This window comes from Parabacteroides sp. CT06, assembly GCF_002257605.1.
GTDB classification, from domain to species: Bacteria; Bacteroidota; Bacteroidia; order Bacteroidales; family Tannerellaceae; genus Parabacteroides; species Parabacteroides distasonis.
This window is the reverse complement of record NZ_CP022754.1, coordinates 184,040-209,741: the sequence shown is the minus strand read 5'-3', so window position 1 is coordinate 209,741 and position 25,702 is coordinate 184,040. Positions and strand designations below refer to the sequence as shown.

Sequence of the window (25,702 nt, the reverse complement as noted above, 5' to 3'; positions counted from 1 at the left end):
TACTTTCTATTTATTCAAAAGGGTCAAGAGCGACATTCTCGTTCCCAACCTCTTCTAAAATCCATTCTATTTCCGTAGAAGGTTCATATAGACCTTTTATCTCGTAATAGTTGCCCTTTATAAACTTATTGGCAGGAAAAGAAAAACTTTTTATCTCTGACCCATTTTGTTGTACACTCAATAGAATATTTTTATTCGCGTCACTAATTTCATACGTATAGAACGTCGTCGGCTTATCTTCCGAAGGGTAAGTCAATGCCTCGAAAACTCCATTTTCCACAGAAGAGGTATTAAAAATAGCGACTTGCGAACTAGCATTTAAGCCTTCCACATTTATTAATGAGAATTGATCGTTAATCAAGTCATTGTTATTCTTATTATAGATCCCTTTATATTCTATTTTAGCACTTAGCTGAATCAATAAGACTCTAATAGCTTCATTAGTCCCATTATATTTTAAAGTAGTATTCGATTTTCCTATTTTCACCAACTGAGAAGATTGAAAAGATGTTGTTTGTATTGTTTTTGAGGTATAATCAGCATAGGTAGCACAGTCGTTAAATAATGAATTATCCGCATTTGCCACAACCAACACCGACACCGCTTTATCTTCCTTGCCGAATGTACGCACACCAACCAACCCCAATTCATAACCCGATAGATTATCGATAGCTTTCATATCTCCCATATTCGCAAAATCCTGAAAATGGATACGATTTCCATCCGTGTCAAAAACAGCCACATGGCAATTCTGAATCATGATTTCCTCTGTAGTGGCATATTTGTAATTAGGAGCCGAAGCCTTCGTCTGTATATCCCCCATCAATAAAACTAAAGACATATCTAAAGTCTGAGAATCTATCGGCTCTTCGGAGGAGCAGGCAGATAATCCACCCAATAAGCCCAACGTCAACATAAATAAAATTACTTTCAATCTCATAGCTCAATATTTTTATTTATTACCCTATTATTTAAAATGTAAACTCAAATTCATGATCCTTATCAAAAATCCAATCCTGTGTCACACACTGCACCGTTACATCAACAGTAGCATTCCTAAGCGTCACCTCTAACTTATACAGATAACCAGCCCATACAGCTATACTAGGATCAGAAGTCTCACTCAAACGGGACTTTATCGGGAAGCTACAACTTCCTGTTTCTCCATTATTATACACATAATCAATCTTCAATGTTGTTGGCTGACTAGATGAGGTATTTTCATAGCTATACAAACGTTCTGTAGTGCCATTAACGGATTGCATTCCGTATAATTTCTCACCAGAAGAAACCTCACCCGCTACTTGACCTATAGTCTTAGAATTCAGCAAAGATAAACCTTTGATTTCCACATTATCATACTCAGTCCCATCAGACTTTAGAATCTTAAACTGCTGCAACATGATAGCCGCCGTACGTTGGATAAGTTTTACCTCGACAGGCGTATTAGCGGGTTGATCCAAACCCAGAATCTTCTCGGATATGTTCACGTAGACACCTCCTTTATTATCCGGGTAGGTTCCTCCATCTCCCTTTGCTATTTCAGTTTCCCCTACTTTTACAAAAACATTAGGAACCTCAACCAAGGTCTTACCCTTTAAATCCGCATAAGAAATCTGGCTAGCTGAAGCTAAGCCAGATCTGGATACGGACGCTGCCGCATTCGCGATTACCACGATCTTGAGATCCGTACGCTCTGATTTATCTTTTGGAATCTTAAAAATTAGGGATTCGCTTATCGATCCGTTCGAGGAATAATAAGAAGTTAAAAAGTCCCCTACATTCTTAGTCTTGGAATCATACTTAAAGATAGCGATGTAACAATCAGAAACAGATCTCTCATCCTTCGTCATATTCTCCTCAGTTCCGTCAGTTGGCCCAGTAAGTTCAGAGCTTTTCGTAGTAACATTCGAATTCCTTACAAGGAGAGAGAGATCTAATGAGGCATAAAGCTCTGTGGCATCGATACCTGCAGGTCCTTTCGTATCCACACCACTCAAAATATCGTCTTCCATGGAGCAAGACACTCCGATGCAAAGGAAGCATAATAATGCTAGTATATTCTTTATTTTCATAATGGATTGAATTTTTCTCTTGTTTTACACTAGCAAAATTAGAGGAATCCATTATTCGGCACGATAGGCGTAACTTTCAACTTTAAGGGGTAAAACTAGCATATTGAATATAGGCATTTGAGGGTGTGGCTAAAGCTATCTTAGGCGATAGGGATACCTATGCAGGGCGCAAATCCATCCATCATAGGACAAAAAGCGGAGTCCGGAAATTCCGAACCCCGTTCTCGCTATTAATCGTTATGAAAGAGTTTTATCAATTCACGTCTGTCTCAGTTTGCGTGATGAGTGTCCAAGGCTCAACCTTAATGCTAAAACTGATACAAGCGTTCAACTCGCTTGTGTCGGGATCCTTAGAGCCTTCACCGGTTATCGTAGCGTATATCTTATAGATGGTATTACGTTGTACACCAATAATGCCACTAGTCGCATCTTGCTTAATTGGTATACGGTAGTAGCGATCTCTTTTAACCATATCATTACCGAGTCCTTCCGTTTTTCCATTTGGATACCAATTGCCCCGAAGAATTAACATGGTCTGTATCATTCCAGATAGAGAATCACCGTTATTCGGATCATCTGCAAACATCTGTTTATTCCCCCTCATTTCAAACACATAAAATTGAGGCATCTCTTTATGTCCATATTCATCACCACTAACCGTTTGATCATCAAAAGAGAACCAACTGTCACCATTATAATTTATGGAACCATCGCCGTTCAAATTAGAAGAATGACTATGACCCGTCATTTTGATGTCTACCCCTCCATCCATTGTCCAATGTAAAGAAGCTACATCATTCTTACCTTTCACTAAGAAATAGTCATCCCGCTTATAGCTACAACCATGAGAATATGTGGTAGCATTGTCCAAACTATACGGTTTTGCGTCAGCATAGATAAGAGAAGTATTGCTAGCGTTCGCAATATATACATGTGTCAACTCAAATGACGCATCAGCATAATTGTTCTTGAAGTCGCAATCAATAGCTTGAAGTTGGACACGGGCTACATGGCGGGTTAATGGGATTTTATCAGCAGCTAGAATATTTGCCGGATCATAAGAGGAACCATTTTCAGTCCATTCTGCCGCTTCACTTTTTTTCTCAATCTCATTATGTGCTGCACCTACTGTCGCATTGTTTGTATATATAATAGAAGGGGCCGTAGATCCTTTCACCCAGTTATCATACTTTGTCCCAGCAAGCAACTGATGCTCACCTCCACCAATCGTAACTATCTGGCTGAACATCGGCACATACGTTTGCGTAACACCTGGCGCTGGATGCACATGCGTAAAATCAACGAGATCTTCAAGTTCGGCAGTTTTCACATCCCCCAAATTAGAAGGAGGCGTAGCAAGTTTCGTATTCGCTAAAAAGACCACCGCCAATTGCGTATCAGAAAGTTCGCCGGCCGCCGTAGCTTTTACCTTAACGACAATATCTTCAATAGTCTTTACGGAATTACCATCAGTAGAGGATACCGTCTTCATTGCGGCGAATTTGTATGCATCCTCGTTCTCCCCATTGTCTACATAAAACAAATAGGCGGTTAGTTCATTAATAAATTGCTCGTTATTACTGCCAGATTCTAGCACAGCATCACCGCCCTCTTTCGTTGCACCTTTTGTCTGTATCCCATCCAAAGCCGTAGCGGTAAGAGAGACATTCGCATCTATCATCTGATAGTTCTCTTCCGGTATCTCGATGCCATTCGAGCTATCGTCCGAGCAGGAGGCAAAAGTGCATGCGGCGAAAGAGGCTAATAATAAATGTCTTAGTTTCATATCCTTTTGTTTTTTCTTGTTTATACTAAATTTCATTCCCTATGATTCCATTACTTAGTCTATTACCGGATGCTGCATTACCGGGCCCCAGCCTACTACCTGCACGGCTATATTCAAGTTGGTATCTACCTCGGGTTCCGGATCCGGACCTGGGCCCGGGTCTGGCGTTACGGGAATATTGTCGAAACTTTCGCCGTCAAAATAAATACGGAGACGGTAAACGTAGTTGCGACGGATGAAATTATGATCATAGCCGTTCTGCAAGCCACCCGCATTGATCACCGCCGTGAAGATTTTCGTATGGTCTTGATAACTGGAATTCCCCTGCAAGGTAGCTTTTACGGCGATCATCGTGTGATCGTCGCTTTTCATATTTTCCATTACATAATGAACGAATGGCGTATTGGATATCGAAGCGCCATCATTTACCAACAGATCCTCGAACGAGGTATCCTCCGAATTTCGCACGGCATCGGGAGCCTCTGTCTCTCCCCAATCCGCCTCACTGAAATAGTAAGACTTTGTCTTCATATTGTAGATACCTACCGCATCGATTCGCACCTCACGTCCGGCGAACGGCGTTCCGGCAAAACGAGTGGATATATTCACCAAATCAATACGTGCGGCTACACGGGTCAAAAGGATCGGGTCGGAGATGCCATCCACATTCTGATCGCCAAGATCCGTATATCCTAAATAGTTATCTTCCTCAGATAAAGCGGATTTTGTAACGATCACTTGACTACTCATCGTTAGGTTCGTTTGCGATTGCGAGGAGAGGTCTACCAAGCGAGTCTGGAACTCATCGTAGGTAGAAATGGTAGATAATAAATCTCTCGGCACGTTCGCCAAGACAATGATCCGTGCCCGGACAGCCTTCGTTGTCGGCACATCGGCTATTATGGCGGAATGTTCCGCCCCGGAAAGAGCCTCCCATTTATAACCGAGCAGTTCCGTGCCGGTCTCATTAAATACTACCACTGCCAAATTATTGATATAAGCCTCACCCTCCAACTCATTCACGTCATTGGGGTTATAGGCTTTCGTAGCCGTACCGGACGCCTTGACAGCGACGGACAGCTTAGCGCCTTCTAAGGAAAGAACCGGATCCTCATCTTTAGAACAACTCACACAAGCGAGAATCGCCAAACCGGATAAAAATATGTTCGCTAATAATTTCATGTTCGTATCGTATTTCTTAATTATATATGATGAGGTACCCTTTAATGCATCGGAATATCTTCTTCCACTACTCCCCAAGGACGAACGGTTGCCCGGACGGATAAGGTTCCGCCCTCACCCCATTCAAGGATCAGATGGGTATTCTCTCCCGCGCTCGTATAAATAGGATCACCGTTCTCGTCTACCTTGGCCGAGCCTAACGAGACTCCATTGGCGCTTATCGACACAGCCATATCCTGTCCCGGACAAGCGGTTTGCATAGTAGGGGTTATCCATTCAACCCCGGACTCGTTCCACGCACCTTCCGGATTATAATATACGCTATCGCCAATCTGCGTACCACGGTAATCAAAACCACTTAATGTATTATTCAAGTAGAAGTCGCAATCCACGGAACTTCTCAACCCCATCCTGCCGAGTTGCTCTTGCAACCCTCGGGTCTCGATCGTGACCGTACCCACTTTCGGACGAATCACGATCTCAGTCTCCTTCGCTACGCCTCCGGCTTTTGTCAACACTTGTTCGCTACCATAATAAAGGCTGTCCGGGGTAACTGCCAAACCATCTTGGCTTTTCAACATCACTTTCAAGTCCTCTATGGTCTGGGCCTCCGATACGGATTGCTTTTCACCCAAGGCATTCACGTTGCCCCATGCCACGATACGTAAACTACGATCGGCGGTATAGCCATCCAAAACAATCTCATTGCGAGAACGGATAAAGTTCTTATCCAAGCGACGTTTCTCCAAGTAATTCAGATTCTCGTCGAATATATACAGATCGGTAGATTCCATCCATCCGTATTCCGTTATATCGTCTCCCTTGATATTCTCGACCTTCAGTTTGAGCGTATAGCATTGATCCAAATCCTCCTTGATGCAGCTAGTCGCTATAATAGCGAACAAAGCCACAACCAAGAGAAGCAATTCCTTTGTAAACAGTATGTGTTTCATAATCCTAATTTTTTCTTATCAATTATTTTACCCTATATTGCTTTATTCTACTTCCTCATGGATAGTCTTCACGTTCCATGGCTCCACTTTCACGGATGCGCTCACATTGGTGGAGATCATCGGGTCGTATGGGATCTCGGAACCGGGGCCGATAATCGTTAAAGAGATCTCGTATTTGTAGTTACGTTGGACGTAAAACTTACTCCTTTTTTCCGTGCCATCAATCGTCACTTCTTCTCCGACAGGAATCGCATAATAACAATTCTCTTTCGTAATAGATTCTTTCGCACCTTGCGGGAGATAGGTATAATCACCTTTTACGATCAATAAGGTATGGTTGGCATAAGCCTCATTGACGTTAGATTCACCGGACTTCACCTCACCCTTTGTATTCTCGTAAACATAAAATTCATGATTCAAAGCCTCATCACTTGTTGTATTTTCTTGAACTAACATCTCTTTTAACGCCTGAGCCCCTTTCTTGTAAGAACCTTCGTCAATATTCTCTGAAAACTCTCGACCAACCATATATTTTACATATCCAAGAGCCGGATCTGTAAAATCAATTATTTTCTCTATCGCTCCCCACTCTTCTTTAGAAGCCACACTTGAAACACCTTTAGCGCTAGCGATAAAGACCTCCTTTAAAAGGAAGGATACACTTTTATAATTTGCGTTTTCCGGATTGCTTGTCTCTACTTTTTTTAAAGCGATCGAAGCGACATTACGAACCAAAGGAACGGGGCCTCCCCCACAAATTTCCTTACCTGAAGTCTCATTTATCGTTATTATATCACCAATATTCTTAGCATAACCGATATAATTGATGGTATTGGCTATTAGCGTTACGGTAAACACTTTACTACTCATCGTCAAGCCTTTTGTCAAAGTCTCGTCAGACAGATTGATTGTTGTTTCAATAAAGTCAGTTATATCCTTAGCCTTTGCCAATTCGGTTTGGATAACAGGGGCAGCGTTCGCCACAACCACTACATGAGCTTCACCCGCATACACTTCTTGCGGACCGACATCCTTTGTCCCATCAGAGTTAGGAGTAGCATCTTTTGTATATATCACACTCCATCCATCAACTCCAAACACCCCAACCGTTAGCGTATTCACGTCCGCATCCGTTGGAGTAGTTTCTCCGGCCTTCGTAACCGCCCCTTCCTCACTCTTGATAGCCAAAGCTAGTTGAGCTTTCTCTAAGACAGGAGCCTTTGGAATTTCTATTTCATTATCATCGGAACAAGCGGCAAATCCGCATAGCACCAACGATAAAAGAATGTATTTCTTGAATCTCATAGTATAATATTTTTTGTTCTCACATTAATATGTGACAAAAATAGAAAGGATATATCGTGGTGCTGATAGGCAGAACTCTCTATAATAAGAGACAAATGTATCAATTTCATAAAAGTGATAGGTTTCCCTACCTTTTGCAACTTTCACCTACAAAAACAGGCTCAATCCGTGTATTTTATGCTACCGGGGTGGTACTCGGATCATCCTAGTAACAAATATACATAATCACTTAAATTCAGCAAAATCATGGCAAGAAAAAAGAATGAGATGAAAGCGAAAGAGCCCGTAAAGCTCCGGTTCAAGAAACTGTCGAACGCGAACCTGTCCATATATCTGGACATCTATTACAAAGGGAAGAGGTATTATGAGTTCCTCAAGCTCTACCTCACCCCGGAACGTTTCCCTGAAGACCGTGATAAGAACCGGATCACTTTGCGCTTGGCCAATAGTATCAAGGCACAACGGATCATTGATCTTCAGAACGAGATTTACGGTGTCCGTATGATAAACGGGCTCGGGAAAAAAACACTTTTAGAATTCCTCTCGGAATTGTCCACCGATAAATCTGCGCATGGCGACAAAGCCTATTCCCTACGATTAAGAAGTCTGGCCAATCATCTTAGAGACTATATGCCGCAATGCCTGCTTAAGGACATAGATACCGGTTTCGTGAAAGGTTTCATCGCTCACTTGCGTAAACAACCCTACCTCAAAAGCGACTTCACGATTCACGGTTATTACCGGCTCCTGAATGTCACACTCAATAAGGCGGTCAAAAAAGGACTGATCCTCTCGAATCCTTGTAGTTTGCTGGATACAGACGAAAAACCTCACAAACCTACCAGCCTGCGTACTTATTTGACCCTAGAGGAACTAAAGAGGTTAATCCGGACAGATTGCGTATGCCCAGAGGTAAAAAAGGCTTTTCTGTTCTGCTGTTTCTGCGGACTCCGGATCAGCGACTTGACCGCTCTTAGATGGGAAGATATGCAAAAAGAAGGAAATGATAAATTCCGTTTACAAATCATACAAAGAAAGACGAAAGAGGCTATTTATCTCCCATTGTCCGAGGAAGCGATAAAATACCTTCCCGCAAGGGAGAATGAGAATGACAATGACAGGCTCGGCTTGATATTCCATCTACCTAGCCTCACGATTATATGTCAGGTATTAAAAGGCTGGACTTTAGCCGCCGGCATCAAGAACAAGAAAGTGACCTTTCACGTAAGGAAACACAATGCTTTTGCTATCTAACTGAAAATTAAATAGTTCTCTTGTTATTTTTATTTAATAGGTAACTATTTAGAAACGAGCGAAATTCAGTGGCTTGTTTCATCTTGCATACATTCAAAGGACGTTTTTGTTATGCAAAAATAAGGTTTTCAAGTGAGAAAAACAAAATATCCTTAGGCTTTATCTCCTAAAAACTACCAGTAATGGGGGGCTGGAAAACAATCCTCCTTTTGAAGATATTTCTCTTCTTTTATGTACATATCCGCGTATGCTTTGCGGAACAAATGTCTTTTTCTATTATTAATATTCATCATTTCCTTTTTTGCCAAACGCATCTTACTATCAGGTCTGTCCTTTTTTCTATAGTTGTGTCCCTGGCATAAGACTGTCCTGCCGGGTTACGGGTATGGAAGTGTTCCTCTTCCCCTTTGTCTGGCGGTTGCATCTCAAAGGTTCATCCCGGGCAAGGCAGCCGGTAACACAAGCAGGGCGGTCCGTCGGAGTCCACGTAATAATTTCACATTTTCTGTGTTTCTTTCTGTAAGGCTTCCTTCAGCGTCTGCTTGTCCAGTGTTTTCTGTTTCGACATGAGCAGCTGCAGGGCGCAACGGCGCACCACGTTGGTTATGGAAGGAAAGGTAAAAATAATAAAAGAATTGATTCGCTTCAATAAAAATCCAGTTTTTTTCATATCGGACATTATACCTTTGTTGTTTCGGGTATATTAAAAGGCGTGCCATAAGAAACTTTACAAAAGTATTAGGACACAAAATCAATCTTTTCTATGCAGATATATGCTGAACTGATTAACCCAAAGGTCGGAGAAGATACGGACAAAATTTTCGATAAGATTAGTTTCATATATCGCTTAGCTAATTAGAAATGTATTCTACATAGAGATACACTTGGCACAAAAAACATCGTAAGATATATAACTTGATGCAATCCTTTCCGCACAGCCATGCAAGCGTCGGAACAAACAGGCGGGATATTTGACGTAACTTGTGCACCGCTTATCAACCTGTGGGGATTTGGCTTTACAAAGTTTGACAGCATCACTCCGCAACTCGTAGACAGTATCCGCCACTTTGTAGGCTTCCGAAAAGTGCGTTTACAGGGCAACCGTGTGATGAAAGACGATCCCCGCATCCTGCTCAATTTCTCGGTGCTCGGCGGCGGTACTATCTGTAACATAATCGCGTGTTTGTTCGACCGCAAAGGCATATCGAACTATATGATAGACATCGGCGGCGAAATGATAGCGAAAGGAAAGAACCCGCAAGGGTGGAATTGGTGCATTGGCATTGTCAGACCGAAGGATGACAGTACCGGAACAAACTCCGAGCTTGAACAAATTGTGCAACTGTCGGAACGGCTGGGACTCGCAACTTCCGGCAACTACCGTAATTTCTATCTGAAAGATGGAAGGAAATACGCTCATGCCATCAATCCGATAACAGGATATCCGGTTCAAAAGGATATATTGAGTGCTACAATTATTGCCCATCAGTGCATGCTTGCTGATGCCTATGCAACGGCCTTTATGACGTTGGGGAGCCGCAAAGCCCGTCAGTTGTAGAAAGAGCATCCGGAAATTGACAATTTCATTATCTATACGGACAGTTGCGGAAACTACCGGACAGAGTACTCGCCGCGAATGAAAAGGTATCTGGCAGATTAATGTTTTCTATATTCCTGCGGAGTAGAGCCGGTGAACCGTTTAAAGAATTGGGTGAAGAACGCCGTATTTTCAAATCCCAGCGAATGGGCTATCTCCTTTACGAACATATACGCAATTACTTCGGCGTGAAAGTGACAAAGGGAGTCGCTTTCCAGTTTATGGTGAACAACCTGTTGAGCAAGGAGTGCGGCTATCGTTCGATAACATTCATGGTGAAATTGGATATTACTTTTTAACAGTAGAAGGATAATAACCAGGAGCCGTAATGGAGAGATTATTTTCGTTACGACTCCTTTCGCATGCCGTCTGCATGATTTTAACGTCTCAACTCTCTTATTCACAGTCGTTAGACCATGTGTAGCCATGTGTATCGCATTCCACATCATTGTAGAAAAAATGCCCATCAGACATTTGCATTATGCAATATGAATAATTCATAAGGGTCTGTTTTACAGCAATATGATAAATATCCATTTATTTGGCACGGTGATTGTCTATTCTTTAGCGTAAGACGATAAGATGTTTAACAATTTAATAATTAGCATTATGAAAAAGGTATTGTTTGCAGTAGCACTGGTAATGGGATTAGGTAGTTCAGTAGCATTCGCTAACAACATGGCATCAGATGTTGAAATCGTTGCAATGGTGAACGAGTTTAAACCGATTGATATAAAGGAACTCCCGCAGGCAGTTCAGGACGCCATCAAGAAAGACTATGCTGAATCCACCATTAAGGAAGCAGCCGTAGAAGTGGCAGAAGATGGCGTAAAGACTTATAAAGTAACTTTGGTTGATGCCGTCGGAACCGAAAGCGTTGTGTTTTTCAACGAAAAAGGTGAAATGCTGAAATAATTCTGAATGGTTATTTAGGATAACAGTTACATTTGCACATAAAATAAACAAGGCTGTCTCAAATAAACTTTGGGATGGCCTTTTTTGTGTCTGCAAAAAATCGGGTAAGCCCTAACTTCGCTCAGCCAGAACTTGCCCATCTCCCTAATTTTTTGTATCTTAGGGCATCAAGTAAGATATCCCAAAGATAATGTTTAAAAGTTACACATCCAACGATAATCTGCTTTTACCTCCATGTTTAGGCGATTTTATTCCCCGGAACGATCCGGTCCGGGTTGTTCACCGCATCATTGAACAGATAAACCTTGAAGCACTTTACCGTAAGTATTCCCCTAAAGGCTGTTCTGCGTACCACCCACGCATGATGCTTCAGATTCTTGTCTATGCATTTGCGTAATATCTATTCCAGCCGTCGCATAGAAGAGTTCTGTCGTAATGACATACGCTTCATGTGGCTTACCGGCAATGTAACTCCTGACCATAATACCATCAACCGTTTCCGCAGCAGCCGGCTAAAGGATGTGCTGAAGACGATATTTGCAACCATTGTAAAGTTTCTCGTGGCGGAAGGTTTTGTAAGTCTGGATGTGGCCTGTACTGACGGGACGAAGATGGAGGTGAACGCCAACCGTTATACGTTCGTCTGGGGGGCAAATCTATACATACCCGCATATCCAGAATCGCGGAACAGCTTGAGGAGATATGGCAATACGCCGAGTCCCTCACCAAGCAGGAACTGCGTGATTCCGCTCCGGTTGCCTATCAGGATATCACCCCGGAGAAAGTGGAAAAGGCACTCGGGCAGATAGATGATGCCCTGAATGGAGTGGATGCTGACAAGAAGATGAAAGCGAAGGTAAGACGTGTAAGGAAGTCATGGCCTGAACAGCTCAAGAAATATGAATCGCAGGGAAAGATACTTGACGGACGTAACAGCTACTCAAAGACAGACAATGATGCTACTTTCATGCGCATGAAAGATGACCATATGAAGAACAGACAACTCAAACCCGGATACAATCCCCAGTTCAGTACCAATAAACAGTTCATTCTGAACTATACCATCCATCAGTGTTGGGCGATACCTCCACCTATCCTCTGCATATGGATGATTTCCATTCCCTCTACGGCAGATACCCTGACGTGTCTGTCTGTGATGCCGGATACGGAAGTGAAGAGAACTATCTGTATGCTTTCAGACATGGCATTGAAACCTTTATAAAGTACAATTATTTTCATAACGAAGAAACCGACGGCATGTATTGTCCTACGGGACAGAGAATGGAAAGACTCTCCGATGCAAGGCGGGTAACAAACAACGGTTTTGTGCAGACCATATCAAGATACAAGGCACGTAACTATAAGGACTGCCCGTTAAGATGCCGGTGCTACAGAAGCCGCTCGGAAAGGATTGTACAGGTAAATCACCGTCTGAGGAAAATCAAGGAAAGAGAACGTGAAAAGCTACTCTCTGATGAAGGTCTGAAATATCGCAGTCAGCGACCACAGGATGTGGAAGCCGTATTTGGAAACCTCAAGAACAACAAGCACTTCAAGAGGTTCCATCTTCGTGGATTTAAGAAGGTTGAAATTGAGTTCGCCCTGCTAGCCATAGCATATAATCTTGCAAAAGTAGCCTCTTAGGAGGCTTATGGCAACGAAAAAGCAGTTTGAAAGGATGAAATCTTCAAAAGTAAGTTTGTAAACACCTCTTTTGAGACAGCCTCTCCTTTTTTAGTAAATTTGTATCTGTCTAATTTTTAAGCCCCTATATCCATACTCAATCTAACCAAACATCGCATGAAGTGGTACTGCTTCATCCAAATGCAACTGATAGGCACGTTCGTACATTATTTTGTGCTTGATTGTATCGTTATATCCATTGCAGCCATTATCTGTAGTCCATTTGTATCCATGACCCATTACAGACAGGCGTTGTTCAGTATGACTTATTTTTCCTCCCTGGTGTTTTTTATGGAGTATACATTGTGCATTTTGCGGCACCGGCCAAATATCCGGATAGAGGCATAAACCGTGCACGATGGAAATATATTTTTTCATTCTACGGTTTGTGGGCTCCGTGACCATTTTCCCTTATATGTTAACCTATATGTATTGGGATACGAATATTGTCCATGCCATTATCCTCCTTTACATTTTTATTATTGTCAAATAGATAAGATACTCACGGAAGAGTGGGTTATGGCCTATACTGCCTGCGGCATCATGGTCTGTTTTTCTGCTTGTACTATATAGAGCTTAATGTACAGCTTGAGGATTTCAAAAAAATTGTGACGGGCTTTGGCAGGCAGTAATTCTAAGACTTTTAATGAAGAAAAATTAAGCCACCCCTTAAAAAAGGAGATATTTCCTTTGAAAGAATTCATTTCTTTTATTACATTTGTATTAGTCTTTTAAAAATAGAAGATTTATAGTAAAGCGTTAAGGCATTATCCAAGTTCAGGAAATCCCCAATTTCGAAACAACAATTGGATAATACATTGGACGCTCCACGTACTATTTATATAGATTTTTGTTATATATAGGCGTGGGGCTTTGTGTATTATATGTTGTTGAGTATGGGGATACTTCTGAACGGTAATACCAAAGTTCCCACGCTTAACTTTATATAAACACAACTCCAGGGAACAGGGTTGGCTTATTATAAACATTATGAAAGCAACTTGTTTTAAAAGCGAGACAACTGTCTCCAACGACTTCCCCCCTTCGTTTGTTACTGTCTTTTGTGGAATATTCTATCCTTTCATTTCCATCCTGTCTCTTTCGGGACATACCGTTCATTATCATAATCATACAAATTACATGCCAAGACACTTTTCTGCCTTCTCCTTCTATGGTACTAGATAATAGTAACTCCCCCTGTCACACAGAGGAAGAACTTTGGTTGCAGGTACTTTCTCTATCAAGAGAGTTGCAGGACTGTAAAGCTAGTCTGCACCATAATACTTTGGACTGTATTTCCGATAAGATTGAAGGAATAGAAAGAGAACTGGATATCTTATTGGATATTCTGCAAGGAAGACAAGACAAAAAGACACCATAGCACTATTTTTTGTGACAATTTGTCTATGCGGATAAGTATCCTATTATTTAAGCCTCGTTTAAGAATTCCGTTTTATGGGTTACCCACAATCGAATGGAATTTTTATATACAGGGAATAACACATAATATTAGTAATGGATTTTCAATATTCAGAGTGATAATGGATAAACGAATAGAAAACGCCATGAATGAGTTGATCAATACAGAAATATGGTCAACCGGTTTATACCTGTCATTGCAGGTCTATTTTGAAGATGAACGGCTTCCAATACTTAGCTCCTGGCTAAACTCCCAAGCACAGGACAATATGAACAAGGTTTATCAGATGATGAATCGGATATGCCATGATGGAGGATGTGTTGCAATCAATGAAATGAAACGGGATACACATGAATGGACAACGCCATTGAATGCCCTGAATGAATTGCTTGAACACGAGCAGTACATATCATGTCAGGTAAACACATTTCTCATATTATGCCGGAATGTGAACATGTCCTTCCATTCTTTCATCAGCGGGCTGTATGCAGACCGTATATATGTAAGTACGGTATTTATGGAATTATTACGTATCCTCGCCAAGGAAAACGAACGGAGACTACCTTATTTTTGACGGTATGGATTTAAGATTGATATTCTGCAAAATTTAATATTGCAGAATGCTATCTGGTATGTTTTTTGCGATATAATAATCGACAATAAAATATATGTCATCATGGATATATTTGTATATATAACATTGTGTTTCACTTCGCTATTCACCTTGATGGACCCGCTTGGAGTGATGCCGGTATTCCTGCAAATGACTGATGGAATGGATACGAAAGAACGCAGATGTATCGCCTTGAAAGCATGTACCATTGCATTTATCATATTAGTCCTTTTTACATTATCGGGCAGGTTCCTGTTTCATTTTTTCGGCATCTCAACAGACGGATTCCGGATTGTGGGAGGTATCATCATCTTTAAAATCGGATATGATATGTTGCAGGCACATTTCACCCATGTGAAACTGAATGAAACTGAACGAAAAGAATATTCCAAAGATATAACCATCACACCTCTTGCCATTCCGATGTTATGCGGTCCGGGAGCGATTTCCAGTGGAATAACATTGATGGAAGATGCTTCGGAATATACTTTCAAAATAGTATTGCTTGGCGTAATCGCTTTGGTCTGCATTCTTTCATTCTTTATTCTGTGCGCGTCCACCCAGCTTTTAAAAATCTTGGGAGAGACGGGAAACAATGTAATGATGAGACTGATGGGACTTATTCTGATGGTGATCGCCGTGGAATGTTTTATCAGCGGGATACGTCCGGTATTAATTGAAATTTTGAAACAAGCCCATGCTTGTTCTTAAAGAAGAGAGATAATTTGGATTTATTATTAACATTAAAAGTTTGATTCGTCATGACTGAAAAATTGCAAAATGCCCTGAATGAGCAAATCACAGCAGAATTATGGTCTGCCAACCTGTATTTATCGATGTCTTTTTATCTGGAAAGAGAGGGCTTTTCCGGAATGGCTCGCTGGATGCAGAAACAATCTGCAGAAGAGATCGGGCATGCATATGCCATTGCTGAGTACATGATTAAGCGTGAGGCAACCCCGAAAGTGGACAAGGTCGATGTGGTTCCACAAGGTTGGGGTAACCCTGTTGAAGTATTCGAACATGCTTTGGAGCATGAAAAACATGTTTCCAAACTGATTGATGAATTGGTACAGGTAGCATCCGAAGAGAAAGACAATGCCACTCAGAACTTCTTGTGGCAATTTGTTCGTGAGCAGGTAGAAGAAGAAGCGAATGTACTCAATATTGTTAGTCGGCTAAGGAAAGCCGGAGACAGTGCTATCCTTTTTATGGATGCAAAACTGGGTGAACGGGAGTCATAAACCAGAATAATCAATAAAAATAAATAAGATGAAAATAGTAGATTTATTGGGAGGACAGGCTGAGTACTACCTGAACCATACATGTAAGACGATAGACAAACAACTTATCCATATTCCGGGACCGGATATGATAGATAAGGTATGGATGAATTCCGACAGGAATATACGCACCTTGGAGAGCCTACAAGCCCTGTACGGGCACGGGCGTTTGGCCAATACCGGGTATGTCTCCATCCTGCCGGTGGATCAGGGGATAGAACATTCTGCAGGAGCGTCTTTCGCCCCCAATCCGCTTTATTTCGATCCCGAAAACATCATAAAGCTGGCCATTGAAGGAGGATGCAACGCCGTGGCATCCACATTCGGAGTTCTGGGAGCTGTGGCACGTAAGTACGCCCATAAGATTCCTTTCATCGTGAAGTTGAACCATAACGAGCTGTTGACTTATCCGAACAGCTACGACCAGGTAATGTTCGGTACGGTAAAAGAGGCATGGAACATGGGTGCTGTAGCTGTCGGCGCTACCATTTATTTCGGTTCGGAACAAAGCCGCCGCCAGATAGTAGAAGTGTCACAGGCTTTTGAATATGCCCACGAACTGGGAATGGCTACTATTTTATGGTGCTATTTGAGAAACAGCAGCTTCAAAAAGGATGAAACCGACTATCATGCCGCTGCCGATTTAACAGGACAAGCCAACCATATCGGGGTTACCATCAAAGCCGATATCGTGAAGCAGAAGCTCCCATCCAATAACGGCGGTTTCAAGGCTATCGGATTCGGAAAGACAAACGAGCGTATGTATTCGGAACTGACCACTGACCATCCGATAGACCTTTGTCGTTATCAGGTGGCGAATGGCTATATGGGACGTGTCGGATTGATCAACTCGGGCGGGGAATCCCATGGGGAATCCGACCTGCATGATGCCGTCGTAACGGCAGTAGTAAACAAGCGTGCAGGTGGTATGGGGCTGATCAGCGGTCGTAAGGCTTTCCAGAAACCGATGAAAGACGGAGTTCAACTTCTGAACACCATTCAGGACGTATATCTGGATTCTTCAATAACCATTGCATAAAGGAGAAGTATCCATGAAAAGAATAGTGTTATTACGTCATGGCGAAAGCCTATGGAACAAAGAAAACCGTTTTACCGGATGGACGGACGTGGATTTAAGCGAGAAAGGAGTCGAAGAAGCCTGCAAGGCAGGCGATGCATTACGGGAGGCCGGATTTTCTTTTGAGGCAGCTTACACTTCTTACTTGAAACGTGCCGTAAAAACGTTGAACTGTGTCCTGGACCGGCTGGATGAAGACTGGATTCCGGTTGAAAAGACCTGGCGGCTGAACGAGAAGCATTACGGCATGCTTCAAGGACTGAATAAGAGTGAGACGACGGTCCAATATGGTGAAGAACAAGTACACATCTGGCGAAGAAGCTATGACGTGGCTCCCGCTCCGGTAGGCAAAGATGATCCCCGTAATCCGGGCATGGATATCCGCTATGCCGGTGTGCCAGATAGGGAACTTCCCCGTACGGAATCCCTGAAAGATGCTATTGGGCGTGTCATGCCTTACTGGGAATGCATCATCTTTCCCGCATTGATGTATAAGGACAGCCTGCTGGTAGTCGCCCATGGCAACAGCCTGCGCGGAATCATCAAGCATCTCAAAGGGATTTCCGATACGGATATTTCCAACCTGAACCTGCCTACGGCGGTTCCTTATGTCTTTGAATTTGACGACAGACTGGTTCTTGTCAAGGACTACTACCTTGGAAACCCGGAAGAGATACGGAAACGGACAAAGGCTGTAGCCGAACAAGGTATGATCAGACGATAAAAGTCAGTCAATCAGACTGGATTGTATTGTCTTTTTGAATATTTTATTTATTAACAATTAAAAAAGGAGGTAAAAATGGTACCTGTAAAAACAAACTCAAACTGGTTGCCGAGTATTTTTAACGATTTCTTCGAGAATGAGTGGCTGGCAAAAACGGGAGTTACGGCTCCTGCCATCAATGTCATTGAGAATGACAAGGACTACAAGGTTGAAATGGCGGCTCCCGGAATGACAAAGGATGATTTCAAGGTGAATGTTGACGAGAACAACAACCTGACAATCTGCATGGAAAAGAAAGAAGAGAAGAAGGAGGAGAAGAAAGACAAGAAGTATCTCCGCCGCGAATTCTCATATTCCAAGTTCCAGCAGACCATCCTGCTGCCTGAAAATGTGGAGAAGGATAAGATCTCCGCAAAAGTCGAACACGGGATTCTGTCCATTGAAATCCCGAAAATGAAGGAGGAAGAAAAACAAAAAACTTTCAAGGCTATCGAGGTTAAATAATTCCAGATCTGGAATGTCGTAAGGTCGGACAGGCTTTTCTTGTTCGGAAAAGCCGTCCGACCTTTAACAGACACTTCCGGAACAGGGAACCGGCACAACCGATGAAGGAATTCAATTTTGAAAAAGAACTACTTGGCGTACAGGACGAACTGTTCCGTTTTGCGTACAAACTGACAGCTAACAGGGAGAAGGCGGAAGACCTGTTGCAGGATACCCTGCTCAAGGCAATGCTTCACAAAGAAAGTTACAACAAGAACACGAATTTCAAAGGGTGGCTGTTTATCATCATGCGCAACACGTTTATCAACGGTTACCGGGCGGAGGTCGGTCATACCCGCCTGTACATATCCTCCGATCCTGCATATTATTCGCGGATCATGGACGAGTCCCGTACAGAGGAGGTGGACAAGAACTATGACCTGGAAAAGATACGTAATGCCATCAAAAGTGTACCGGAGTCACATTTCATACCTTTTGAGATGTACCTGTCAGGATTCAAATACCGTGAGATAGCGGAAAGAACCGGCGTGAGTTTGGGAACTATAAAGAGCCGTATTTTTCACTGCCGGAAAAAACTGAAAGCTATATTGGCAGAATGAAACAAAACAAGAACTGAGATAGATGAAAAAAGATGAATATATAGGAATTCTGACTTCCGGAGGGGACGCTTCCGGAATGAACGCGGCTATCCGTGCCGTGACCCGCGCCGCTATTTTTAACGGATTTAAAGTGAAAGGAATTTATAGAGGTTACGAGGGGCTGATTGCCGGTGAAGTGAAAGAACTCACTACGGAAGACGTAAGCAGCATTATCCAGAGGGGAGGTACCATACTGAAAACAGCCCGCTCCGAGACTTTCATCACTCCCGAAGGACGCAAGAAAGCTTATGAGATCATACAGAAAGAGAACATCAATGCATTGATAATTATCGGTGGAGACGGTTCCCTGACGGGAGCCCGGATCTTTGCGGAGGAGTATGATGTGACGTGCATAGGATTGCCCGGCACCATTGACAATGATCTGTACGGCACCGATTTTACCATAGGATATGATACGGCCCTGAACACCATCGTGGAGTGTGTGGACAAAATCCGGGATACGGCCACCTCGCACGACCGCATTTTCTTTGTCGAGGTGATGGGGCGTGATGCGGGCTTCCTGGCACAAAACAGCGCAATAGCTTCCGGTGCTGAAGCGGCCATCATTCCGGAAGACCGGACGGACGTGGACCAGTTGGAAACATTCATCGGACGTGGATTCAGAAAGACGAAAAACAGCAGCATCGTAATTGTGACCGAAAGTCCTGAAAACAAGAATGGAGGTGCCATGTATTACGCCGACCGGGTAAAGAAGGAATATCCCGGATATGATGTCAGGGTTTCTATCCTGGGCCATCTGCAACGGGGTGGCGCTCCGAGTGCCAATGACCGCATACTGGCAAGCCGGCTGGGTGAAGCCGCAATCCAGGCCTTAATGGAAGGCCAGCGAAATGTTATGATAGGCATACGGAACAACGAGATTGTTTATGTTCCTTTTGTCCAGGCAATCAAAAAGGACAAGCCTATTGACAAAAGCCTGATCCGGGTCCTTAACGAATTATCGATCTAAAATAACCGTTAATATGTCAGAAGTTGCTCCTTTAATATCGGATCTTGCCATAATTCTGATTATTGCCGGTATTGTAACCGTCATTTTCAAGTGGCTGAAGCAACCGGTCATATTGGGCTACATTGTAGCCGGTATTATGGCGGGTCCTTCCGTTTCCCTGGTCCCGACTGTTTCCGATCCTGCCAATATCAAAATATGGGCGGACATCGGTGTCATTTTTCTGCTGTTCGCGATGGGACTGGACTTTTCGTTCAAGAAATTGATAAATGTGGGCATTACGGCTATCGTTGCCACTGTCACTATTGTATGTGGCATGATGTTCATAGGCTATACAGCGGGGAATGCAATGGGGTTCTCCCACATGAGCAGTATTTTTCTGGGTGGAATGTTGTCCATGTCGTCCACGGCCATCGTATTCAAGGCCTTCAATGACATGGGACTTCTCCAACAGAAATTCACCGGCATTGTCTTGGGGATTCTTGTCATCGAAGATCTGGTGGCGGTAGTGATGATGGTTATTCTTTCCACGTTGGCGGTAGGCAAACATTTTGAAGGGAAGGAGATGCTGGAAAGTATATTGAAGCTGGCCGCTTTCCTGATTTTCTGGTCGGCATTGGGTATCTATCTGATACCTACCCTGCTGAAGAAGATACGCCGTTTCACCAGCAACGAGATTTTATTGATAACCTCTCTGGGACTTTGCCTGGGAATGGTGATGATTGCGACAAAAGCGGGATTTTCTGCCGCATTGGGAGCCTTTGTCATGGGGTCCCTGCTGGCAGAGACCGTTGAAGCGGAAAAAATCGCACATATCGTACAGCCGGTAAAAGACCTGTTCGCTTCCATATTTTTCGTGTCGGTGGGAATGATGATCGATCCTGCCATGATGTGGGAATATGCCGTCCCTATTCTTATCCTGACATTGCTGGTACTGTCCGGTCAGGTCCTGTTCGGGAGCTTTGGTGTCCTGCTTTCCGGCCAGCCGTTGAAAATTGCCATACAGTCCGGCTTTTCACTGACACAGGTCGGTGAGTTCGCATTCATCATCGCATCTTTAGGCGTCAGTCTGAATGTCACGGACAAGTATCTCTATCCGGTTATAGTGGCCGTATCTGTCATAACGACTTTTCTTACCCCCTATATGATACGGCTTTCGGAACCGGCATACCGGTTTATAGACATCCACATGCCTGGATTCCTGAAAGATTATCTCGTACACTATACGTCCGGGGCAATGACTGTAAAACACCAGGGCACTTGGCATAAACTGATCCGGTCTATGCTGGTGTCTGTCACACTCTATCTGGTCGTATGCGTTTTTTTCATCACTTTATATTTTTCCTATGTGCATCCTTTGATTAGGAAAAGTCTGCCGGGAATGGAAGGGAACTTGTTGGGCTTCATCATCATCTTTCTTGTCATATCCCCGTTTCTATGGGCCATCATCATGAAAAAGAACAATTCAGCCGAGTTCCGTAAACTCTGGACGGACAACAAGTTCAACAGAGGGCCTTTGGTATCAATCGTACTTGTCAAAATACTGATTTGCACGATTATCATGATGAGTATCATTACCCATCTTTTCAATGTTGCCTTGGGAGCCGGGCTGGTAGTTTCTTCCCTTATCATTGCCGTCATTTATTTCTCCAAGCGGATCAAGAAACGGTCGCTGACTATAGAGAGACAATTTATGGCAAACTTTCAAGGGACGGATGGGAATGGACTTTCTACAGAAAGTGATACAGGCTCCACCCTTGGCAGCAATATCCCGTTCAAGGAATTACATTTGGCGGATTTCACAGTATCCCCTGATTCCATATATGTGGGCAGAACATTAAAAGAAAGCAGCCTGCGCACCTTGTTTCAGATAAATGTGATTTCAATCACCCGTGGAGAAAAACGCCTGGATATACCACAAGGGGAAGAGCATCTCTATCCATATGACAAGGTTACGGTCGTAGGTACGGACCGGCAGTTGGAAAGCTTCCGGACATCCATGGAGCAAAAGAAGGTAGAAAGGAACGGGAACGGAACATCCTCGCAGGATGAGATGGAAATAGGGCAATTTCCTGTCGAAGGAGGTTCACCATTGATCGGAAAGACGATCCGGGAGGCAGACATATCGGATAGCATCATTATCGGAATAGAGAGAAGTACCGTGAATATTATGAATCCAGACCCTGATACAATTTTCAAGGAGAATGATACGGTATGGATTGTCGGTAAACGAAAAATAATAAAAGGATTGAATAAAGATTAGAACTTATTTAATTTAATATAAAATGTCATGGAATATTCAAGTTATAATGTAAATACCCCTCAATGGAGGGAGATTACAGTAGGTTCACATCTTCCTGCAGAACTGCGGAAGCTTGCAGAAATCGCACATAATCTCTGGTGGACATGGAATGATGACGTAAAGAAACTGTATTGTGATTTGGACCCGGGACTTTGGAAAGAGGTGGAACAGAATCCGGTATTGTTTCTGGAGCGGATAAATTATGAAAAGCTGGTAGCGCTGGCACATGATGAGAACTTTGTCTATAAAATGGATGCCGTCTATTCCGCCTTCAAAAAATACATCGATGTGGAACCGGACCACCAGCGCCCGTCAATAGCTTATTTCAGCATGGAATACGGCTTGGATGAAGTTCTTAAGATATATTCCGGTGGTTTGGGAATGTTGGCGGGGGATTACCTGAAAGAGGCGTCGGACAGCAATGTGGACCTTTGTGCCATAGGACTTTTGTACCGTTACGGTTATTTTGACCAGTCGCTTTCCATGGACGGCCAGCAGACAGTCAATTATAAAGCGCAGAATTTCGGGCAGCTCCCGATTGAAAAGGTAATGCAACCGGATGGGAAACAACTGGTAATCCACGTCCCCTATGCCGACAGTTTTGTGGTACATGCCAATGTTTGGAAAGCCAGTGTGGGGCGTATCCCCCTTTATCTGCTGGATACGGACAATGAACTCAACAGCGAGTTTGACCGCCCTATCACTCACCATCTGTATGGAGGTGACTGGGAGAATCGGCTAAAACAGGAAATTCTGCTTGGCATAGGCGGGATGATGACGCTGAAAGCTTTGGGTATAACGAAGGATGTATATCACTGTAATGAGGGGCATGCCGCATTGATCAATATCCAGCGGCTTTGTGATTACATAAATGGCGGCTTGAATTTTGGGCAGGCCATGGAGCTGGTACGTGCTTCCTCACTTTATACCGTACATACTCCCGTACCCGCTGGTCATGATTATTTTGACGAAGGGCTTTTCAATAAATATATGAAGGGATATCCTGGCAAGTTGGGTATAACCTGGGATAACCTGATGGATCTCGGGCGTCACAATCCGGGAGACAAGGAGGAACGTTTCTGCATGTCTGTCTTCGCCTGCAAGACCTGCCAGGAGGTAAACGGCGTCAGCAAGTTACATAAATCGGTATCCCAGCAAATGTTTGCGCCGATCTGGAAGGGATACTTCCCGGAAGAGAACCATGTGGGTTATGTAACCAACGGGGTACATCTGCCTACCTGGTGTGCGGCAGAATGGAAAAAGCTTTTCAAGGACAATTTTGATGAGAACTTTTTCTGTGACCAGTCCAATCAGAAAATCTGGGAGGCTGTCTATGGCATCCCAGATGAAGAGATATGGAATACCCGGTTAAAACAGAAAGCAAAATTGCTGGACTATATCAAAAGCAAATGCAGCAAGGACTGGCTCAGGAGTCAGGTTGATCCGGCATTGAGCGTTTCCATTTTTGAGAGATTCAATCCCGATGCCCTTCTAATAGGTTTCGGACGCCGTTTTGCTACATATAAGAGGGCTCATCTTCTGTTCACGGATATAGACCGACTTGCTAGGATCGTGAATAATCCGAAATATCCGGTACAGTTCATCTTTGCAGGCAAAGCCCATCCCAATGACGGTGCCGGGCAGGGACTGATCAAGCAAATCGTGGAAATATCCCGGCGCCCGGAATTTTTAGGTAAAATCATATTCTTGGAGAATTACGACATGGACCTGGCGCGCCATCTTATCTCGGGTGTGGATATCTGGATGAATACCCCTACGCGGTTGGCAGAAGCTTCGGGTACGTCGGGCGAGAAGGCATTGATGAACGGTGTGCTTAATTTCTCCGTGCTGGACGGTTGGTGGTATGAAGGATACCGCAAGGATGCCGGATGGGCACTGACCGATAAAAGTACTTATCAGAATGAACAGTACCAAAACCAGCTGGATGCCGAAGCCATCTATTATTTGTTGGAGCATGACATCCTGCCACTATATTACGAGCATGGGGGGAAGAACTATTCGGAAAACTGGGTCAAGTATATCAAGAACTCAATCGCACAAATCGCTCCCCATTTTACCATGAAAAGACAGTTGGACGACTACTATGACAGGTTCTATAACAAGCTGTCAGAGCATTTCCATATTCTGGCAGCCGACAACTTTGCGAAGGCGAAAATGATGGCTGACTGGAAAGCAAACGTCCGGAGCAGATGGGATGCCATAGAAATCAAATCCATAGAGGCTGGGAATGGGCTGAATGCCACGGTTGAAGCCGGAAAGGAATATGAGGTGACGGTTGTCGTTGATGAGAAAGGCCTGGATGACGCAATCGGAATAGAATCGGTCATTATCAGGCATGAAGGCGGTCAGGATCACATATATGAGGTAATTCCCCTTTCGTCAGTTTCCAAGAATGGGAATTTATATACCTTTAAGGCGACATCCGGCATTTTCAACGCCGGAAGCTTCAAGCAGGCCTTCCGTATGTATCCCAAGAATGCTTTGTTACCTCACCGGCAAGATTTCTGTTATGTACGATGGTTTTAATGAACAGTAAAAGGATATGCAAAAACAACGTATGAGCGGGCAAAATCAAAAAACAGATAAACGGATAGCATGGCCGATCATCATCATGAACTTCACGGGAGTGTATGACTACGAGGCGTTTGCCCGGAACAATAAGTTTATATGGCTGGACTGTCGTCATCTTTATGGTACAGAGGGCTACTGTGACAGGGATGGTACTTTGGCTTTGAAGCGGATGATTGCTGATTATCCGGCGGAGGGAGTCCATTTCATCGATTCAGGCAATTATCATTATTTGACTAAATTCTGGACAGACAAACTCGAAACTCCGTTTTCGCTGATTGTGTTCGACCACCATCCCGATATGCAGCCACCGTTGTTTGACAACATACTTTCTTGCGGAAGTTGGGTAAAGGATATATTGGACCATAACAACAACTGCAAGAAAGTAATTATCGTAGGTGCTTCAGACAAACTGATACAGGCTGTGCCGAAAGGATATGAAAGACAAGTCCGGTTTTACAGTGAAACTACGCTCATGCACGAAGAGGGTTGGCAGGACTTTTCTTCCGGACATATCAACGGGCCGGTTTACATTTCCATAGACAAGGATGTCTTGAATCCGGCTTCGGCAGCAACAAACTGGGATCAAGGTTCTCTCAGCTTATGGGAATTGGAGAAACTGCTGGCTGTTATTCTTCAGAAAGAACAGGTAGTGGGCATTGACATCTGTGGGGAATGCTCCACAACACTCAATCTTTTTGAAGAAAAACGGGAAACCATCATGGATAGCCGGGCAAACAAAGAATTGCTCAGACTTATCCGGTCATCCTCCGGCCTTCAATAGAATTAGTTTTTTCTTGTTATTATAATTTATCATATAAAAATAATTTAGCT

Annotated in this window: 24 protein-coding genes and 2 pseudogenes; 17 read left to right on the top strand and 9 right to left on the bottom strand. The window is 43.4% G+C overall.

The window, feature by feature from the left end:
- Positions 1–10 precede the first annotated feature (10 nt).
- The 6 genes from CI960_RS00725 to CI960_RS00700 all read right to left on the bottom strand — a co-directional run bounded on the left by CI960_RS00725 (position 11) and on the right by CI960_RS00700 (position 7,301).
- A complete protein-coding gene (locus CI960_RS00725; protein WP_005859420.1) occupies positions 11–940 on the bottom strand; it encodes a fimbrial protein in 930 nt (309 codons plus the stop codon).
- A gap of 31 nt (positions 941–971) precedes the next feature.
- Positions 972–2,075: a hypothetical protein gene (locus CI960_RS00720; protein ID WP_005859422.1), complete on the bottom strand. Its 1,104-nt coding sequence runs from the start codon at positions 2,073–2,075 to the stop codon at positions 972–974.
- Between the two features lie 253 nt (positions 2,076–2,328).
- Positions 2,329–3,861 carry a fimbrial protein gene (locus CI960_RS00715; protein WP_005859424.1) on the bottom strand — a complete coding sequence of 511 codons (1,533 nt, stop codon included), beginning with the start codon at positions 3,859–3,861 and terminating at the stop codon, positions 2,329–2,331.
- Between the two features lie 54 nt (positions 3,862–3,915).
- On the bottom strand, positions 3,916–5,043 hold the full coding sequence (locus CI960_RS00710; protein ID WP_005859427.1) for a fimbrial protein: 1,128 nt from the start codon (positions 5,041–5,043) through the stop codon (positions 3,916–3,918).
- Positions 5,044–5,084: 41 nt separating this feature from the next.
- Positions 5,085–5,996, bottom strand: coding sequence for a FimB/Mfa2 family fimbrial subunit (locus tag CI960_RS00705; protein WP_005859428.1), 912 nt, complete (start codon positions 5,994–5,996; stop codon positions 5,085–5,087).
- 42 nt (positions 5,997–6,038) lie between these two features.
- Positions 6,039–7,301: a fimbrial protein gene (locus CI960_RS00700; protein ID WP_005859430.1), complete on the bottom strand. Its 1,263-nt coding sequence runs from the start codon at positions 7,299–7,301 to the stop codon at positions 6,039–6,041.
- Between the two features lie 246 nt (positions 7,302–7,547).
- Here CI960_RS00700 and CI960_RS00695 point away from each other — a divergent pair, with 246 nt between their 5' ends.
- On the top strand, positions 7,548–8,555 hold the full coding sequence (locus CI960_RS00695; protein ID WP_005859432.1) for a site-specific integrase: 1,008 nt from the start codon (positions 7,548–7,550) through the stop codon (positions 8,553–8,555).
- A 496-nt stretch (positions 8,556–9,051) separates the two neighbouring features.
- Here the strand turns inward: CI960_RS00695 and CI960_RS00685 are convergent, their stop codons facing one another.
- Positions 9,052–9,225: a hypothetical protein gene (locus CI960_RS00685; RefSeq protein WP_005859435.1), complete on the bottom strand. Its 174-nt coding sequence runs from the start codon at positions 9,223–9,225 to the stop codon at positions 9,052–9,054.
- Between CI960_RS00685 and CI960_RS23530 the strand changes: the two are divergent.
- Both CI960_RS23530 and CI960_RS00680 read left to right on the top strand, forming a co-directional pair.
- Positions 9,223–9,414: pseudogene (locus CI960_RS23530) on the top strand (site-specific integrase); the annotation flags it as partial. The gene CI960_RS00685 and the pseudogene CI960_RS23530 sit on opposite strands and share 3 nt — an antisense overlap.
- Before the next feature lie 81 nt (positions 9,415–9,495).
- A complete protein-coding gene (locus CI960_RS00680; protein WP_005825771.1) occupies positions 9,496–10,113 on the top strand; it encodes an FAD:protein FMN transferase in 618 nt (205 codons plus the stop codon).
- A gap of 98 nt (positions 10,114–10,211) precedes the next feature.
- Here the strand turns inward: CI960_RS00680 and CI960_RS23525 are convergent, their stop codons facing one another.
- Positions 10,212–10,322, bottom strand: coding sequence for a helix-turn-helix domain-containing protein (locus CI960_RS23525; RefSeq protein WP_229031962.1), 111 nt, complete (start codon positions 10,320–10,322; stop codon positions 10,212–10,214).
- Positions 10,323–10,761: 439 nt separating this feature from the next.
- Between CI960_RS23525 and CI960_RS00670 the strand changes: the two genes are divergently transcribed.
- Both CI960_RS00670 and CI960_RS00665 read left to right on the top strand, forming a co-directional pair.
- The gene (locus CI960_RS00670) at positions 10,762–11,067 is read left to right on the top strand and encodes a hypothetical protein (RefSeq protein WP_005859437.1); all 306 of its coding nucleotides are present in this window, start codon (positions 10,762–10,764) and stop codon (positions 11,065–11,067) included.
- A gap of 190 nt (positions 11,068–11,257) precedes the next feature.
- Positions 11,258–12,711, top strand: a pseudogene (locus tag CI960_RS00665) (IS1182 family transposase).
- Between the two features lie 141 nt (positions 12,712–12,852).
- On the opposite strand, the gene CI960_RS00660 reads toward CI960_RS00665, so the two are convergent.
- On the bottom strand, positions 12,853–13,128 hold the full coding sequence (locus tag CI960_RS00660) for a hypothetical protein (protein ID WP_151881457.1): 276 nt from the start codon (positions 13,126–13,128) through the stop codon (positions 12,853–12,855).
- Positions 13,129–13,921: 793 nt separating this feature from the next.
- Between CI960_RS00660 and CI960_RS23820 the strand changes: the two genes are divergently transcribed.
- From CI960_RS23820 to CI960_RS00590, 12 genes are all read left to right on the top strand, one after another.
- The gene (locus tag CI960_RS23820; protein WP_005654431.1) at positions 13,922–14,131 is read left to right on the top strand and encodes a hypothetical protein; all 210 of its coding nucleotides are present in this window, start codon (positions 13,922–13,924) and stop codon (positions 14,129–14,131) included.
- A gap of 160 nt (positions 14,132–14,291) precedes the next feature.
- On the top strand, positions 14,292–14,744 hold the full coding sequence (locus CI960_RS00640) for a ferritin-like domain-containing protein (protein ID WP_008777875.1): 453 nt from the start codon (positions 14,292–14,294) through the stop codon (positions 14,742–14,744).
- 102 nt (positions 14,745–14,846) lie between these two features.
- Positions 14,847–15,494, top strand: coding sequence for a MarC family protein (locus CI960_RS00635; RefSeq protein ID WP_005851956.1), 648 nt, complete (start codon positions 14,847–14,849; stop codon positions 15,492–15,494).
- Positions 15,495–15,544: 50 nt separating this feature from the next.
- A complete protein-coding gene (locus tag CI960_RS00630; RefSeq protein WP_005859444.1) occupies positions 15,545–16,027 on the top strand; it encodes a ferritin in 483 nt (160 codons plus the stop codon).
- 28 nt (positions 16,028–16,055) lie between these two features.
- On the top strand, positions 16,056–17,105 hold the full coding sequence (locus tag CI960_RS00625; protein WP_005825795.1) for a class I fructose-bisphosphate aldolase: 1,050 nt from the start codon (positions 16,056–16,058) through the stop codon (positions 17,103–17,105).
- Between the two features lie 13 nt (positions 17,106–17,118).
- Positions 17,119–17,868 carry a 2,3-diphosphoglycerate-dependent phosphoglycerate mutase gene (gpmA, locus tag CI960_RS00620; RefSeq protein WP_005825796.1) on the top strand — a complete coding sequence of 250 codons (750 nt, stop codon included), beginning with the start codon at positions 17,119–17,121 and terminating at the stop codon, positions 17,866–17,868.
- Between the two features lie 75 nt (positions 17,869–17,943).
- A complete protein-coding gene (locus CI960_RS00615; RefSeq protein WP_005825798.1) occupies positions 17,944–18,372 on the top strand; it encodes an Hsp20/alpha crystallin family protein in 429 nt (142 codons plus the stop codon).
- 101 nt (positions 18,373–18,473) lie between these two features.
- Positions 18,474–18,971 carry an RNA polymerase sigma factor gene (locus CI960_RS00610; protein ID WP_005825799.1) on the top strand — a complete coding sequence of 166 codons (498 nt, stop codon included), beginning with the start codon at positions 18,474–18,476 and terminating at the stop codon, positions 18,969–18,971.
- A gap of 22 nt (positions 18,972–18,993) precedes the next feature.
- Positions 18,994–19,980, top strand: a complete 987-nt coding sequence (gene pfkA, locus CI960_RS00605) for a 6-phosphofructokinase (protein WP_005825800.1) — start codon at positions 18,994–18,996, stop codon at positions 19,978–19,980.
- Positions 19,981–19,993: 13 nt separating this feature from the next.
- Positions 19,994–22,240, top strand: a complete 2,247-nt coding sequence (locus tag CI960_RS00600) for a cation:proton antiporter (protein ID WP_005825801.1) — start codon at positions 19,994–19,996, stop codon at positions 22,238–22,240.
- 27 nt (positions 22,241–22,267) lie between these two features.
- Positions 22,268–24,826 (top strand): alpha-glucan family phosphorylase, encoded by a 2,559-nt coding sequence (glgP, locus tag CI960_RS00595; protein WP_005654457.1) that lies wholly within the window; start codon positions 22,268–22,270, stop codon positions 24,824–24,826.
- 16 nt (positions 24,827–24,842) lie between these two features.
- Entirely contained in the window at positions 24,843–25,652 is an 810-nt protein-coding gene (locus tag CI960_RS00590; protein WP_005825802.1) for an arginase family protein, read from the top strand.
- The last annotated feature ends 50 nt before the right edge of the window (positions 25,653–25,702 follow it).

Excerpts from the sequence above, each read along its gene's own strand:
- CI960_RS00695 (WP_005859432.1), top strand. The coding sequence starts at position 7,548 with ATGGCAAGAAAAAAGAATGAGATGAAAGCGAAAGAGCCCGTAAAGCTC.
- CI960_RS00705 (WP_005859428.1), bottom strand. The coding sequence starts at position 5,996 with ATGAAACACATACTGTTTACAAAGGAATTGCTTCTCTTGGTTGTGGCT.
- CI960_RS00700 (WP_005859430.1), bottom strand. The coding sequence starts at position 7,301 with ATGAGATTCAAGAAATACATTCTTTTATCGTTGGTGCTATGCGGATTT.
- gpmA (WP_005825796.1), top strand. The coding sequence starts at position 17,119 with ATGAAAAGAATAGTGTTATTACGTCATGGCGAAAGCCTATGGAACAAA.
- pfkA (WP_005825800.1), top strand. The coding sequence starts at position 18,994 with ATGAAAAAAGATGAATATATAGGAATTCTGACTTCCGGAGGGGACGCT.
- CI960_RS00660 (WP_151881457.1), bottom strand. The coding sequence starts at position 13,128 with ATGAAAAAATATATTTCCATCGTGCACGGTTTATGCCTCTATCCGGAT.
- CI960_RS23525 (WP_229031962.1), bottom strand. The coding sequence starts at position 10,322 with ATGTTCGTAAAGGAGATAGCCCATTCGCTGGGATTTGAAAATACGGCG.
- CI960_RS00710 (WP_005859427.1), bottom strand. The coding sequence starts at position 5,043 with ATGAAATTATTAGCGAACATATTTTTATCCGGTTTGGCGATTCTCGCT.
- CI960_RS00720 (WP_005859422.1), bottom strand. The coding sequence starts at position 2,075 with ATGAAAATAAAGAATATACTAGCATTATTATGCTTCCTTTGCATCGGA.
- CI960_RS00670 (WP_005859437.1), top strand. The coding sequence starts at position 10,762 with ATGAAAAAGGTATTGTTTGCAGTAGCACTGGTAATGGGATTAGGTAGT.
- CI960_RS00635 (WP_005851956.1), top strand. The coding sequence starts at position 14,847 with ATGGATATATTTGTATATATAACATTGTGTTTCACTTCGCTATTCACC.
- CI960_RS00610 (WP_005825799.1), top strand. The coding sequence starts at position 18,474 with ATGAAGGAATTCAATTTTGAAAAAGAACTACTTGGCGTACAGGACGAA.
- CI960_RS00600 (WP_005825801.1), top strand. The coding sequence starts at position 19,994 with ATGTCAGAAGTTGCTCCTTTAATATCGGATCTTGCCATAATTCTGATT.
- CI960_RS00630 (WP_005859444.1), top strand. The coding sequence starts at position 15,545 with ATGACTGAAAAATTGCAAAATGCCCTGAATGAGCAAATCACAGCAGAA.
- CI960_RS23820 (WP_005654431.1), top strand. The coding sequence starts at position 13,922 with ATGGTACTAGATAATAGTAACTCCCCCTGTCACACAGAGGAAGAACTT.
- CI960_RS00640 (WP_008777875.1), top strand. The coding sequence starts at position 14,292 with ATGGATAAACGAATAGAAAACGCCATGAATGAGTTGATCAATACAGAA.
- CI960_RS00615 (WP_005825798.1), top strand. The coding sequence starts at position 17,944 with ATGGTACCTGTAAAAACAAACTCAAACTGGTTGCCGAGTATTTTTAAC.
- CI960_RS00715 (WP_005859424.1), bottom strand. The coding sequence starts at position 3,861 with ATGAAACTAAGACATTTATTATTAGCCTCTTTCGCCGCATGCACTTTT.
- CI960_RS00625 (WP_005825795.1), top strand. The coding sequence starts at position 16,056 with ATGAAAATAGTAGATTTATTGGGAGGACAGGCTGAGTACTACCTGAAC.
- CI960_RS00680 (WP_005825771.1), top strand. The coding sequence starts at position 9,496 with ATGCAAGCGTCGGAACAAACAGGCGGGATATTTGACGTAACTTGTGCA.
- CI960_RS00590 (WP_005825802.1), top strand. The coding sequence starts at position 24,843 with ATGCAAAAACAACGTATGAGCGGGCAAAATCAAAAAACAGATAAACGG.
- glgP (WP_005654457.1), top strand. The coding sequence starts at position 22,268 with ATGGAATATTCAAGTTATAATGTAAATACCCCTCAATGGAGGGAGATT.
- CI960_RS00685 (WP_005859435.1), bottom strand. The coding sequence starts at position 9,225 with ATGAAAAAAACTGGATTTTTATTGAAGCGAATCAATTCTTTTATTATT.
- CI960_RS00725 (WP_005859420.1), bottom strand. The coding sequence starts at position 940 with ATGAGATTGAAAGTAATTTTATTTATGTTGACGTTGGGCTTATTGGGT.